Here is a 12,469-nt window from a genome sequence, read left to right as displayed (position 1 = left end):
TCCCGGGAGGGGTCCGGCAGGCAGATGGCTAGACCTCCGGCGGGCCGTCCGGGATGGCGCGGAGTTCCACCACTTGCGCGTACTTGACGATGCTGGAGCAGATCTCCACGGCCCGCTCCTCGCTGGCGACGTCCACCACCCAGTACCCGATCAGGGACTCCTTTGCCTCGGCGTAGGGGCCGTCCGTGGTGATGACGCCGTCCGGGGTCTGCTTGACCAGCTTGGCGGTGCTTCCGTCTGCCAGTCCGGCGTTGAAGACCAGCTCACCGGAATCACGGAGATCCTTGTCGATCTGGATCATGAAACCGATCATTTCCTTGACCCACTCCGGATCAGCGGTCTCCATCATGCCCTCGGCGGATCCGAACATCATGATCATGTATTTCATCTCTGAACTCCTTGGTGAGGGGCTCCCTGTGTGGTTGCCTTCACTCATAGGTCGGAACTGATACCGGATTTTCTACGTGGTTCGGCAAACTTTTTTACGCCCGGGCTATGACTTCGCCGTTGGGGATGAGGAAGTAGCCGTCCTCGGTGGCTCCCCAACGATGCCAGCCCGCTGCAATGCGGGCAAGGTCGGCCTCGTTGGCGAAGCCGTATTCAAGAGCCTGCTCGGCGAAGGCCGAATGCAACACGCGTTCGCTCCAGACCCTGGATTGCCACGCGCGTTGCTGGGCCGTGGCGTAGAGCCAGTTGCTGCTGCTTGGCGAAACCTGTCCGAACCCGGCCTGCTGCGCCCACGAGACCAAGCGGCGTCCGGCGTCGGGCTCGGCGCCGTTGCGGCGGGCGATCTTCTGGTAGAGCTCCATCCATTCGTCCAATTCGGGGACTTCCGGGTACCAGCTCATGCCGTGGAAGTCGGCGTCGCGAACCGCGACGATGGCCCCCGCCTTTGCGACCCGCCGCATTTCGCGCAGCGCTGCCACGGGGTCGGTCAGGTGCTGGAGGACCTGGTGGGCGTGGACGAGGTCGAACGACTCATCCTCGAATTCGAGGTCGTAGATATTGCCGGTGCGGAACTCGACGTTGTCCACGCCGCGGTCCTTCGCCAGCTCGGCGGCCTGGTTGATGACATCGGGTGAGCGGTCCAGCCCGATCACGTGCCCGGGGGCGACCAGCCGCGCGAAGTCGCACGTGATGCTGCCCGGTCCGCAACCGACGTCGAGCACGGCCGTTCCGGGCGTCAGGTGAGGTATGACGAACGCGGCCGAATTCTCGGCGGTCCGTGAGGCGTGGGCCCGGACAACCGACTCGTGGTGTCCGTGGGTGTAGACATCTTCTGGCTGCTGCTCGTTCATAGGGAAACGCTACAGCTTGCCCACTCAACTAGGTCGCAATTGTGCGCGTTTTCAGCGGTCAAAACGCGCACAATTGCGACCTAGTTGGGTTCGGGGTGGGGCGGTTGGGTGGGTTCGGGGTGGGGTGGGTGGGTTGCTTCGTGGCGCGCTGCGATGGTGGCCTCCACCATGTCCGTCATGAAGCGCTGCACCAACTCCAACTCTTCAGGAGTGTAGGCTCCCATCGCTTTGCCCATCCGCAGGGCGAGGGGAAGGAACATGGCGCTGCCATCCTGGTAGGCCTTGGGGGTCATGTGGAGCTGGACCTGCCGGCGGTCGGAGCCCAGGCGCTCGCGGGTCAGGTGGCCGGACGCATGGAGCCGGTCCACCAGCGCCGTGGTGGCAGGCGAGCTCAGCCGCAACTCGCTGCGGAGGACCCCGGGGGTTACTACGCGGCCTGCTGCCGAGTGGCGCATGATCACGGCCAGGGCGTTGAGGTCGGTGCGGTGCATCTCCTTTCGCCCTCCGGCAGCGTCCACGTAGTGGTTGGCCTCGAGGGTGAAATCCTGCAGCACGCGCACGAGGTCCTGCGTCAGCCCACCCTGAGGGGGCCCGGTCTGTTGTCCGCCGGTCGCGGCCCCGGGTTGCGGGCGCTCCGTGGCCTCGTCAGCACTATTGGGGTGTTCGGCCCAAGCCTCAGCCATGCTGACCCTCCTGCTTTCATGTTTGCTGCCTTCCGGATACTACTCCCGCTCCGGACCCACGAGGTATTTCCGAATCAGAGGATTGGAATAGTTCCATGGTGGAGATACTCTATTGTCTAATAAATAGTAAACCCCGCCACCCCTCCCTGGAAGAAGGACTCATGACATCGAAGGTGCCTTTCTGGCTCAGATGGTTAGTGCCCGTGGTGCTTGTCATCACGTGGCTCGGCATCGCAGGCATTGGTGGACCGACATTCGGCCGGATCAGCGAAGTCTCCTCGAACGACCAAGCATCGTTCCTGCCTGCAAGCGCTGAAGCGACCGCCGCAGCGGAGTGGCAAGCCAAGTTCCGCGACTCCGAGGAAATTCCAGGCGTCGTCATCATCGAGAACGACTCAGCCTTCACACCCGCACAGCTCGGCGAAGCAGCCAAGCTGAAGGCCGACATTGAGGCACTCAAGCTGGGCAGCGCCGTCGTGGGCCCTATCCCGTCGGAAGACGGCAAGGCTGTCCAGTTCATCGTCCCCATTGCGTCCTCGGATGAGCTGCGCGAGAAGGTCAAGGAGCTCCGCGACGTGGTCCAGCCCGGCGCGCCCGATGGCATGCAGGCCTTCGTGACCGGACCCGCCGGACTCACGGCGGACCTCGTGAACGCCTTCGGCGGCATCGACGGCATCCTTCTCCTGGTGGCCCTCGGTGCGGTGTTCATCATCCTGCTTCTGGTGTACCGCTCAGTGGTCCTGCCGATCGCCGTGCTGCTGACCTCGGTCTTTGCGCTGTCAGCAGCCATCCTGTTGGTCTTCGGCATGGCAAAGGCCGGCTGGATCCAGCTCAACGGCCAGAGCCAAGGCATCCTCTCCATCCTGGTGATCGGCGCGGCAACCGACTACGCGCTCCTCTACGTTGCCCGGTTCCGTGAGGCGCTGACCCACACCACCAACCGAACGCAAGCAGTTCTCACCGCGTGGAAGGCATCGTTCGAACCGATCCTGGCCTCCGGCGCAACCGTCATCATCGCTCTGCTCTGCCTCCTCTTCTCCGACCTGAACTCGAACAAGGGCCTTGGGCCTGTGGCGGCGGCCGGTATCGTATGCGCCCTCCTGGCGGCACTGACCCTCCTTCCTGCTTTCATGGCGTTGCTGGGCCGCGCGGCCTTCTGGCCTTTCCGGCCCAAGCTACTGCCCGACGACGAACGCGAACCTGAGCTGGTCACCGGACTTGAGGGGCAAAAGGGTCTGTGGCGCCGTGTGGGTTCGCTGGTTTCCAAACGGCCGCGCATCGTATGGGTCGCCTCCGTCCTGCTCCTTGCGGTCGCTTCGATCGGCATTACGCAGTTGAAAGCCAACGGTGTTCCGCAGACCGACGTCATCCTGGCCAAGTCCGACGCCGTTGACGGCCAGGCAGCACTGGCGAGGCACTTCGACGCCGGCAGCGGCAGCCCCGCCGTCGTGGTGGCTTCCGAAGGCAGCGCCCAGCAGGTGCTGGACAAGGTCAAGGCAACCAACGGCGTCAGCGACGCCTACCTCCTGGCCGAAGGCAACATTCCCGTCACCGGGGCTCCGGGAGCGTCGGCTGACCCGGCCGTCCGCGACGGGCGGGTACTCATCAACGCGACCCTCAGCTCCGCGGCGGACTCGCTCGAGGCGGAAGAGACCGTCAAGGAACTGCGGACGTCACTGAAGGAAGTGGATTCCGAAGCGCTGGTGGGCGGCATCACGGCTACCGCCCTGGACACCAACACCACCGCCCAGCGGGACCTGGTGGTGATCATTCCGATCGTGCTGGTGGTCATCCTCTTCATCCTGATGCTCCTGCTCAGGTCCGTGGTGGCCCCCGTGCTGCTGGTGTTGTCCGTAGTGCTGTCCTACGGCGCGGCGATGGGCGTCTCCGCATGGGTCTTCAACGGGATCTTCGGATTCTTGGGTGCCGACGCCACGGTGCCGCTGTTCGGCTTCGTGTTCCTGGTGGCGCTGGGCGTGGACTACAACATCTTCCTGATGAGCCGCGTGCGCGAGGAATCGCTCAAGCACGGCACCCGTCCGGGCATCCTCCGCGGCCTCGGCGTCACCGGTGGCGTCATTACTTCGGCGGGCGTTGTCCTGGCTGCCACGTTCGCGGCCCTCGGTGTCATCCCCATCATGTTCCTGGTGCAGTTGGCGTTCATTGTTGCCTTCGGCGTGCTTCTGGATACCGTCCTGGTGCGCTCGCTGTTGGTCCCCGCCCTCGCCTACGACATCGGAGACAAGGTCTGGTGGCCGAGCAAGCTAAGCCGCGGCAGCTCCCGGTCGCGCGTCCAGGCAAGCGAGCAGGACAAAGCGCCTGTGAGCGGATAACCCTTGATTGCTTGGCGGGTACTTGTTGCACTTGATGGGTACCCGCCGAGCCAAGGAGATTTTGTGAGCACGCAACAGCTGATCATCATAGGGTCCGGCCCCGCCGGCTACACCGCAGCAATCTACGCCGCCCGCGCGGGCCTCAAGCCCTTGGTCCTGGCCGGTTCCGTAACGGCGGGCGGGGCCCTCATGAACACCACCGAAGTGGAGAATTTCCCGGGGTTCCCCGATGGCATCCAAGGCCCGGAGTTGATGGATGGCCTCCAAGCGCAGGCGGAAAAGTTCGGCGCTGAAATAGTGTTCGACGACGTCACCTCGGTGTCACTGCAGGGTCACCTTAAGTCGGTGGTCACCGGGGCAGGGGAGACCCACGAAGCTCCGGCCGTCATCCTTGCCACCGGGTCGGCCTATAAGGAACTCGGTCTCCCGGAAGAGAAGAAACTCAGCGGCCATGGAGTGTCCTGGTGTGCCACGTGCGACGGCTTCTTCTTCCGCGAGCAGGACATCATTGTGGTGGGCGGCGGCGACTCCGCCATGGAGGAAGCAACCTTCCTGACGCGGTTCGGGAAGTCCGTGACCGTGGTGGTGCGTAAAGGCGAGCTGCGTGCCTCCCGCATCATGGCCCAGCGGGCGAAAGACAATCCAAAGATCCGCTTCGCGTGGAATTCGGCAGTGACGGCCATCCATGGCGATTCCAAGGTCACGGGCGTAACCCTCACGGATACGCGGACCGGTGAAACCCGCGAGCAAGCGGCAACCGGGATCTTCGTTGCGATCGGGCACTTGCCCCGCACGGAGCTCGTGGCCGGCCAGGTTGAGCTCGACGCCGAGGGCTACATCAAGGTGGATTCGCCTACCACATGCACCAACCTGTCCGGGGTCTTTGCATGCGGCGACGCCGTGGACCACCGGTACCGCCAAGCGATCACCGCCGCGGGCACCGGCTGCGCGGCCGCGTTGGATGCTGAACGGTACCTCGCAGCGCTGGACGACGTGGACAGCATTGCCACGGCATTGGTGGAGGAACCGACGCACTCCTAGGTGCTGACGAATCAGCGAGGTTTGTAGACATCTGCGCGGTGCTGAATTCGATGGACGTAGAGCACGTGGTCCTCGATGTCGAGGGTGAACAACACGCGGTAATCACCTCGGCGGGCGGTGCGCATGCCAAGAAGTTCATTGGTCAGGGGTTTGCTGAGGCGGTGTGGGTTGCCTGCCAGGGCCCCGGTTATGAACTCCACTATGGCGGAGGCGGCCTTTTCGGGAAGCCGATGAAATGTTTTCAGTGCCGGACTTGTGACCTGAATGTTCCACGGCTCGCCCTCCAAGCTGGAATTGCTCACCGGGGAGGCAGTCCGAATTCACGGCGCAGGTCATCGCCGCTTACTGTGTTGCCCTCTGCGATATCGCGGCGAGCCTGTGCAAGATCCTCACGTAGGCCCGGTTGGGACAGCCAGTGGATGGTTTCCTGAAGTGATTCCAGGTCATCCGCAGACATGAGGACGGCCGACGGGTGTCCGTGGCGAGTGATCTGAATGATTTCGTGTGTGGTGTCTGCTTCTTCGACCAAGGCCGAGAGTTTGTCCTTGGCCTCGCTGAGGGGAACCGTCTTCATGACCCAATTCTAGCCAATTATCAGGCTAATAACTAGCCTAGTAATTGGCTTGCACCCGCGGTCTCTGTGCTCTTTGCGCGGTACGCGTCTGCCGGGTAGACGCCAAGGACCCGGACCTCGGTGGTGAAGAACTCGAGTTCCTCCAGGGCCCGCCGCAACCTCGCGTCTTCCGGATGGCCTTCGACGTCGGAGATGAACATGGTGGCCGTGAACTCGTTACCCACCATGTAGCTCTCGAGCCGTGTCATGTTGAGGCCGTTGGTCGCAAATCCACCCAGTGCTTTGTACAGCGCGGACGGAACGTTGCGGACGCGGAACACGAATGTGGTGATAGCCGGGCCGGGAAGCTCCGCCTTTGTGGGAAGGGCAGTCTCCCGCGCCAGCACTACGAAGCGGGTGGTGTTGGTGGGATCATCTTCGACTCCCGAGGCCAGCACCTCCAGTCCGTACAGCCCGGCAGCAAGCGGCGGGGCCAGGGATAACTTGCGGGGATCGTTCCAGTCCCGCACCTCGCGGGCCGAACCGGCGGTGTCACCGGCGATAACAGGCTTCAGTCCGGCTTCCCTGATGATCTTCCGGCACTGGCCCAAGGCGTGGATGTGGCTGTGGACTTCCGTTGCCCCTTCGATGGTGGCGCCGGGGATTCCCAACAGGTCAAAACGGATAGGCAGGAAGTACTCGCCCACAATCTGCAGGCTGGATTGTGGAAGGAGGATATGGATGTCCGCCACGCGCCCGGCAATGGAGTTCTCGATCGGGATCATGGCCAGGTCCACGTCGCCGTTGGATACCAACTCAAAAACATCCTCAAAGCTGGCGCAGGGCACGCTCTCGTATCCGGGGTACATTTCCTTGCAAGCGAGATCGGAATTGGCTCCCGGTTCGCCTTGGTACGCAATCTTCTGGGCCATGGTGCTCATGGTTTCACGCGAGGCATAGGGCTGCGCAAAAGCGTCCACCTTATGGCCGGTCCGTAGCGAGAGCTGGTGCTCAGTATGCCAAGTCGAGGCCGAAGTGCTTCTGCAGCTCTTCCAGGCCGAAATCAGTCACCTTAAGCGCCCGGACGAGCCAGCTTCCGCTACCTGCGGGTATGCCCCACAATCAGTCTTGTGACTCTCGCATCCCTCGCTGCTTTCGCCGGGCTTTGCCTGGTGCTGTCCGTAACTCCGGGCCCTGACACCTTCCTGGTGCTGCGCATCGCTTTGAACAGGCCGAGCGCTGGGATCGCTGCCGCTGCCGGCTCGGCGGGCGCGGCGATCGTCTGGGCAGCGCTGGTAGGCGTCGGTCTCGCCGCGATCCTTGAGCAGTCAGCCGAGCTGTTCCGGTGGATCAAGATCGCCGGTGGCCTCTACCTGCTCTACCTCGGCATTTCCTCCTTCATCAAGTCCCGTAAAGCCGCCAACGCCGGCACATCGGGGGACGGCCATGACGCACCCCTTCCGTACAGCAGGCTCTCCGCTGTGGGTGCCGGGGCGTTGTCGACGTTGCTCAACCCCAAAGTGGGCCTGTTCTACCTGGCCGTGGTCCCGCAGTTCATCCCCCACGGCGGAGACACCATGGGCACGTCCCTTATCCTGGGCGTCACGGTGGCCGTCATTGCCTTCGCCTACCTTTCCATGGTGGCCGTGGTGGCGTTCAAGGCCATGCGATGGCTCAAACGCCCCAAGGTGAACACTGTGGTTGAACGGGCCAGCAGCGGAATCATCGCGGGACTGGGCGTGGGCGTGGTGGCATCGGGGGCTAGCAGCTAGCCCTGCATCCCCTTGTAACTGGAACGCGCGGTGCCACAATTGACCCATGACCGCAGCGTGGTCGATTCGTGGAGGATTCCGCAGTGGGCCGGATCCCGGTGCGCTGCGCCGTCCGTTCTTCATCGCCGCCGTCGTCGTATTTGCGTTGGTGATCCTCACCGAAGTGGGCATGTCGCTGGTACTGGGCCAAACCGCCGTCGAACCTGTTTCTGCCGATGAGGCAGGGAGGCTGGGCGTCCCGCTGGATGTCTTCCTGAAAACGCAAAGGGCCGACGCCGATCCGCCCGGTACCGGCATAGGTTTCCTCGCGTTTTTGGACGGCTTGCTGCTGTTCACGGTGGTGATGCTCGGACTGAGCCTGATCATGGACCTGCGCGCCTACGGGCGGATCCAAGGCATCGTGACCCTGGTGGTGACGTTCCTCTGGGTGATCGCAGCTTTCCTCACCGCGATGCTGGCCCTGGCCAAGCTGTTCCTGATGATCGGGCTGTTTGTGGCCACACCGTTCGGAACACTGGCCTACCTGGCGCTCTGGGGAAGCTTCCCCAAGGGGCAGGCCGCAGCCATCCTGGGCCTTCTGTTGCTCCTGAAGATCGTGTTCGCGGTCCTGCTGATCCTGAGCCAGCCGAAGTTCTTCAAGATCACGGGGCTGGTGTTGCTGCTGGCACTCTCCGTCCTGCTGCAGGTGATCCTTGGTGTGATCCACGGCTTCCTGCCGGGGCCATTGGTCTCCATAGGGGACCAGTTTTGGGCACTCATCACCGTGGTTGTGGCCCTGGTGTGGGCCGTGGTGATGCTGATTGCCTCCATCCCGGCGATCATCAATGCTCTCCGGGTGAGTGGCTCGGTGGGGGACTAGGCCCCGGAAGTCGAGCTCGCCGGGTTCGCGGGAAGCCTGCGCTTTCGCAGGGAGGCTTGGCCCTCGCCCGCACGTTTCCCGCGAAGCCGCCACACGGGCTACAACGAAACCCGGCTACAACGAAACCCGGGTCAGCTTGTCCGGATTGGAGACCTGGCGCACTCCGCGGATGGTGCCGTCAGGTCCGGCGTCGATCACCAGGACGTCGGCGCGGCCTTGATGCCTCAGGACCATGCCGGGTTCGCCGTTTACGTCGACGATTTCGGCCCTGACCGGCTGCGAAGGATCGAAAGCCACGGCCTTGCCCAGGATGCCGGTGAAGAACCGCGCGATCCTGGCCGCCCCGAACAGCGGGTTCATGGCGCTCTTGACCTTGCCCCCGCCGTCGGCCCAGAGTACGGCGTCCCGGTCCAGCATGGCCACCACTGTCTCAATATCGCCGTCCTCAATGGCGAGAACCAGCTTCTCCAGCGCGGCGCGGTCCTTGGCCCGTGGTGCAGGAGCGTTGGGGTCGATCTCGAGGCGCCGTTCCGAACGCGAGATCATCTGGCGCACGGCTGCGGGTGATTTCTCCAGGATCTCCCCAATCTCCGGCGCGGACATGCTGAAAGCGCGGTGCAGCACCAGGGCCGCCCGCGCTTCCGGTGCAAGCTGCTCGGCGAGGTGCAGCAAGGTCAGGGACAGGAGCTCGCGGTTGGCTACCGTTTCCTCGGGAAGCCGGGAAACGTCCACCGGTTCAGGCAGCCAGGGACCCGTGTATTCCTCACGCAACGTGGCCAACTGACGGACACGGTCGATCGAGCGGCGCACGCACACCGTGGTCAGCCATGCGGGCCAGGAGTCCACGCCGGACCGACGTTCCTGCCGGACGGCGTCGATCGCCACTTCGGAGACAACATCCTCCGCGTGGCCGAAGTCGCCCAACATCCGGTAGGCGATGCCCAGGAGGCGGTTCCGTTCGCTTTGCCACGCCGCAGTAGCCGACACCGCAAGAGTCATGCCCTCCACGCTACCCCTCAAGCAATCGGGTTCTTCTCATCAACCGGCGGTTCCATCTGCGTGCTGACGGCAATCCTGTTCCACACGTTGATGGTGGAGATGGCGAGGATGAGCGCACCCATTTGGCCGTCGTCAAAGTGCGTGGCGGCAGCGTTCCAGATCTCGTCAGTGACGGTGTCCGGTCCGAGCCGGGTGACCGCGTCCGTCAATGCGAGCACGGCTTGTTCACGGGCGTCGAAGAACACCTTCGAGTGCTGCCACGCGGCCACAGCGTGCAGTTTCCGCGAAGGAATGCCGCGCTTCCGGCCTTCGGTTGCGTGCATGTCCACGCAGAACCCGCAACCGTTGAGGATGGAAGCGCGCAGCTTGATGAGTTCATACAGTTCGGGCTCCACGGACTTTCGGGCGTAGCCCTCCAGTCCAATGACGGCGGCGTATCCAAGCTTGTTGCTGCGCCCCATGTTGATGCGTGGCATGGTGTTTCCTTTCCGGTTGGTTGCTTACATCAGGGATGTCGGAAGGGACCCCGGAAGTGTGACAGCTTGTAGAGTCGACCCGTGCGAGCAGTGATTTTTGACGACGTCCGAAGCCAACCCCACGTAAGGGAAGTTGCCGTCCCCGAAGCGCCTGACGGCGGTGTTGTGGTCAAGGTCGTGGCCACGGGAATGTGCCGCAGCGACTGGCACGCCTGGGCGGGACACGACGACATCGCCCTTCCGCACGTTCCGGGCCACGAACTCGCAGGGGTGATCGCCGCCGTCGGGCATGGCGTGACGCGCTGGAAGGCCGGCGACCGCGTCACCGTCCCGTTCGTCTGCGGTTGCGGCACCTGCGAATGGTGCCTCGCCGGGGACGCACAGGTTTGCCCGGACCAGCAGCAACCCGGGTTCACTCATTGGGGATCGTTCGCCGAGTATGTGGCCCTGCACGCTGCGGACAGCAACCTGGTTGCCATTCCTGACGGTGTTGAATTTACGACGGCGGCAAGCCTCGGCTGCCGCTTCGCCACCGCATACCGGGCCCTCGCTGCCCGGGCAAAGGTGAAGAGCGGAGAATGGGTAACGGTCGTTGGTGCCGGGGGTGTAGGCCTGAGCGCTGTGATGATTGCCAAGGCGCTGGGGGCACGGGTGGTGGCGGTGGACCGTAACCCGGAAGCGCTCGCCGTGGCGGCCCGCGTGGGTGCCGACCATACCGTGCTGGCTGACGGGACGGACATTCCCGAAGCCGTCAACCGGCTGACCGGTGGTGGCAGCCACGTGGCAATTGACGCCGTCGGAAGTGAACAGACGTGCGCCGACGCGATCCTTAGCCTTCGCCGGCGGGGACGGCACGTGCAGATCGGCTTGTTGCCTTCCATCAACGGGCACCCGCGCGTCCCGATGGATCGGGTGATCGGCTGGGAGCTTGACTTGTTGGGCAGCCACGGCATGGCAGCGGTGGACTACCCGGGCATGATGGCGCTCATCGAGCAGGGCGCGTTGCAGCCGCAGATGCTCATTGAACGGACAATCGGCCTGGAGGAAGCGGCGGCCCTTTTGCCGACCTTCGACACAGCGACCGTGGCCGGGATGACCATGATCGACCCGGCGCGCTAATTGCCCCCATCTGGCCCAGCTGGGTCGCAGCACCGCGCGTTTTGAGCCGTCAAAACGCGCACAAATGCGACCTACTTGGGCTAGTCGGCGGGGCGGTTGCGGTACGCGGCGAGGAAGTGCGAGATCCGGCGGACGGCTTCCTCGATGTCCTCGACTGCAGGAAGGATCACGAACCGGAAGTGGTCCGGGGCGGGCCAGTTGAAGGCCGTGCCGTGGGAGATCAGGATCTTCTGTTCCTGCAGGAGCTGGAGGACGAACTTCTCGTCGGAGTCGATCGGGTAGATCTCCGGGTCCAGCCGGGGAAAGAGATACATGGCGCCGGCGGCGGGAACGCAGGAGACCCCGGGAATGGCCGTCAACAGCTTCCATGCAAGATCGCGTTGTTCCCGCAAGCGGCCACCGGGACGGATCAGGGCCTCAATGCTCTGGTAACCGCCGAGGCAGGTCTGGATGGCATGCTGCGCGGGAACGTTGGAACACAAGCGCAGGGAAGCCAGCAGTTCCAAGGACTCCCGGTAGGCGGCGGTCGCGGCGAGGGGCCCGGTCACCGCTACCCAGCCGGCACGGTAGCCGGGCATCCGGTAGGCCTTGGACAGTCCGCTGAACGTCAGCACGCAAATGTCGTCCGCAATGGAAGCCGTGTGGATGTGCGGGGCGTCGACGTACCGGATCTTCTCGTAGATCTCGTCGGAAAACAGCACAAGATCGTGCTTCCGGGCGAGCGCCGCGAACTGGTCCAGGATGTGCCGGGGGTAGACGGCGCCGGTGGGGTTGTTCGGGTTGATGATCACGATTCCGCGGGTGCGCGGGGTGATTTTGGCTTCGACGTCGGCCATGTTCGGCCACCACTGTTCGTCCTCGTCGCAGAGGTAGTGGACGGCTTTGCCGCCCGTGAGCGTGACGGCGGCGGTCCAGAGCGGGTAGTCAGGCGCCGGTACCAGGATCTCGTCGCCGTTCTCCATGAAGGCCTGGAGGGTCATGGAGATGAGCTCGCTAACCCCGTTGCCGATGAAGATGTCTTCCACGCCGATGTTCATCAATCCGCGCGTTTGGTAGTACTGCGAGATGGCTGTGCGGGCGGAGAAAATGCCCTTGGACTCGCTGTAGCCCTGGGCTCCGCGGATGTGGTGGATCATGTCCACCACCACGGACTCCGGCGCTTCGAGTCCGAACGGGGCGGTGTCTCCGAGGTTCATCTTGAGGATGCGGTGCCCTTCGGCTTCCATGACCTTGGCGGCCTGGAGGATAGGACCACGGAGTTCGTACCGGACGTTCTGGAGTTTGCTGGAGTGCTGCATCGGGCGCATGGTTGATCTTTTCATGTCGCAAGGCCAAG

General features: G+C 63.8%; 14 protein-coding genes. 5 read left to right on the top strand and 9 right to left on the bottom strand.

Annotated elements, in window-relative coordinates; translation table 11 throughout:
• Window positions 1-28 precede the first annotated feature (28 nt).
• The 3 genes from AUR_RS07515 to AUR_RS07505 form a co-directional block, all read right to left on the bottom strand.
• Window positions 29-388: a YciI family protein gene (locus AUR_RS07515; RefSeq protein WP_021474093.1), complete on the bottom strand. Its 360-nt coding sequence runs from the start codon at window positions 386-388 to the stop codon at window positions 29-31.
• Between the two features lie 94 nt (window positions 389-482).
• A complete protein-coding gene (locus tag AUR_RS07510) occupies window positions 483-1,298 on the bottom strand; it encodes a class I SAM-dependent methyltransferase (RefSeq protein WP_021474094.1) in 816 nt (271 codons plus the stop codon).
• 80 nt (window positions 1,299-1,378) lie between these two features.
• Window positions 1,379-1,981, bottom strand: a complete 603-nt coding sequence (locus AUR_RS07505; RefSeq protein ID WP_128397103.1) for a MarR family winged helix-turn-helix transcriptional regulator — start codon at window positions 1,979-1,981, stop codon at window positions 1,379-1,381.
• A gap of 161 nt (window positions 1,982-2,142) precedes the next feature.
• Between AUR_RS07505 and AUR_RS07500 the strand changes: the two genes are divergently transcribed.
• The gene (locus AUR_RS07500; RefSeq protein WP_062098190.1) at window positions 2,143-4,314 is read left to right on the top strand and encodes an MMPL family transporter; all 2,172 of its coding nucleotides are present in this window, start codon (window positions 2,143-2,145) and stop codon (window positions 4,312-4,314) included.
• Between the two features lie 63 nt (window positions 4,315-4,377).
• Complete coding sequence (gene trxB / locus AUR_RS07495) at window positions 4,378-5,355, top strand: thioredoxin-disulfide reductase (RefSeq protein WP_062098189.1); 978 nt, start codon at window positions 4,378-4,380, stop codon at window positions 5,353-5,355.
• A gap of 11 nt (window positions 5,356-5,366) precedes the next feature.
• On the opposite strand, the gene AUR_RS07490 is transcribed toward trxB, so the two are convergent.
• The 3 genes from AUR_RS07490 to AUR_RS07480 are packed head-to-tail and all read right to left on the bottom strand — an operon-like array spanning window position 5,367 to window position 6,840.
• A complete protein-coding gene (locus AUR_RS07490; RefSeq protein WP_021472908.1) occupies window positions 5,367-5,657 on the bottom strand; it encodes a type II toxin-antitoxin system RelE family toxin in 291 nt (96 codons plus the stop codon).
• Entirely contained in the window at window positions 5,654-5,929 is a 276-nt protein-coding gene (locus AUR_RS07485) for a type II toxin-antitoxin system Phd/YefM family antitoxin (RefSeq protein WP_021472907.1), read from the bottom strand. The genes AUR_RS07490 and AUR_RS07485 overlap by 4 nt, the downstream gene beginning before the upstream one ends.
• A gap of 32 nt (window positions 5,930-5,961) precedes the next feature.
• Window positions 5,962-6,840, bottom strand: a complete 879-nt coding sequence (locus AUR_RS07480; RefSeq protein ID WP_062099365.1) for a prephenate dehydratase — start codon at window positions 6,838-6,840, stop codon at window positions 5,962-5,964.
• Window positions 6,841-7,038: 198 nt separating this feature from the next.
• Here AUR_RS07480 and AUR_RS07475 point away from each other — a divergent pair, with 198 nt between their 5' ends.
• On the top strand, window positions 7,039-7,680 hold the full coding sequence (locus AUR_RS07475) for a LysE family translocator (protein ID WP_062098187.1): 642 nt from the start codon (window positions 7,039-7,041) through the stop codon (window positions 7,678-7,680).
• 46 nt (window positions 7,681-7,726) lie between these two features.
• A complete protein-coding gene (locus tag AUR_RS07470; RefSeq protein ID WP_021472904.1) occupies window positions 7,727-8,539 on the top strand; it encodes a hypothetical protein in 813 nt (270 codons plus the stop codon).
• Between the two features lie 114 nt (window positions 8,540-8,653).
• On the opposite strand, the gene AUR_RS07465 is transcribed toward AUR_RS07470, so the two are convergent.
• Both AUR_RS07465 and AUR_RS07460 read right to left on the bottom strand, forming a co-directional pair.
• Window positions 8,654-9,538, bottom strand: a complete 885-nt coding sequence (locus AUR_RS07465; protein ID WP_062099364.1) for a sigma-70 family RNA polymerase sigma factor — start codon at window positions 9,536-9,538, stop codon at window positions 8,654-8,656.
• Between the two features lie 17 nt (window positions 9,539-9,555).
• Window positions 9,556-10,014, bottom strand: coding sequence for a carboxymuconolactone decarboxylase family protein (locus tag AUR_RS07460; protein ID WP_021472902.1), 459 nt, complete (start codon window positions 10,012-10,014; stop codon window positions 9,556-9,558).
• Between the two features lie 81 nt (window positions 10,015-10,095).
• On the opposite strand from AUR_RS07460, the gene AUR_RS07455 reads away from it, so the two are divergent.
• A complete protein-coding gene (locus AUR_RS07455) occupies window positions 10,096-11,133 on the top strand; it encodes a zinc-dependent alcohol dehydrogenase family protein (protein WP_031216691.1) in 1,038 nt (345 codons plus the stop codon).
• A gap of 80 nt (window positions 11,134-11,213) precedes the next feature.
• On the opposite strand, the gene AUR_RS07450 is transcribed toward AUR_RS07455, so the two are convergent.
• The gene (locus AUR_RS07450; RefSeq protein ID WP_062098185.1) at window positions 11,214-12,440 is read right to left on the bottom strand and encodes a pyridoxal phosphate-dependent aminotransferase; all 1,227 of its coding nucleotides are present in this window, start codon (window positions 12,438-12,440) and stop codon (window positions 11,214-11,216) included.
• Between the last annotated feature and the right edge of the window lie 29 nt (window positions 12,441-12,469).

This window comes from Paenarthrobacter ureafaciens (assembly GCF_004028095.1).
Lineage (GTDB): Bacteria > Actinomycetota > Actinomycetes > Actinomycetales > Micrococcaceae > Arthrobacter > Arthrobacter ureafaciens.
Note: the sequence above shows the minus strand (reverse complement) of the source record. Positions and strands in the feature narration are given on the sequence as shown.

Coding starts and splice junctions, on each gene's coding strand:
- AUR_RS07480 (WP_062099365.1), bottom strand. CDS start 6,840: ATGGCCCAGAAGATTGCGTACCAAGGCGAACCGGGAGCCAATTCCGAT.
- AUR_RS07485 (WP_021472907.1), bottom strand. CDS start 5,929: ATGAAGACGGTTCCCCTCAGCGAGGCCAAGGACAAACTCTCGGCCTTG.
- AUR_RS07465 (WP_062099364.1), bottom strand. CDS start 9,538: ATGACTCTTGCGGTGTCGGCTACTGCGGCGTGGCAAAGCGAACGGAAC.
- AUR_RS07500 (WP_062098190.1), top strand. CDS start 2,143: ATGACATCGAAGGTGCCTTTCTGGCTCAGATGGTTAGTGCCCGTGGTG.
- AUR_RS07515 (WP_021474093.1), bottom strand. CDS start 388: ATGAAATACATGATCATGATGTTCGGATCCGCCGAGGGCATGATGGAG.
- AUR_RS07510 (WP_021474094.1), bottom strand. CDS start 1,298: ATGAACGAGCAGCAGCCAGAAGATGTCTACACCCACGGACACCACGAG.
- AUR_RS07460 (WP_021472902.1), bottom strand. CDS start 10,014: ATGCCACGCATCAACATGGGGCGCAGCAACAAGCTTGGATACGCCGCC.
- AUR_RS07450 (WP_062098185.1), bottom strand. CDS start 12,440: ATGCGCCCGATGCAGCACTCCAGCAAACTCCAGAACGTCCGGTACGAA.
- AUR_RS07505 (WP_128397103.1), bottom strand. CDS start 1,981: ATGGCTGAGGCTTGGGCCGAACACCCCAATAGTGCTGACGAGGCCACG.
- AUR_RS07470 (WP_021472904.1), top strand. CDS start 7,727: ATGACCGCAGCGTGGTCGATTCGTGGAGGATTCCGCAGTGGGCCGGAT.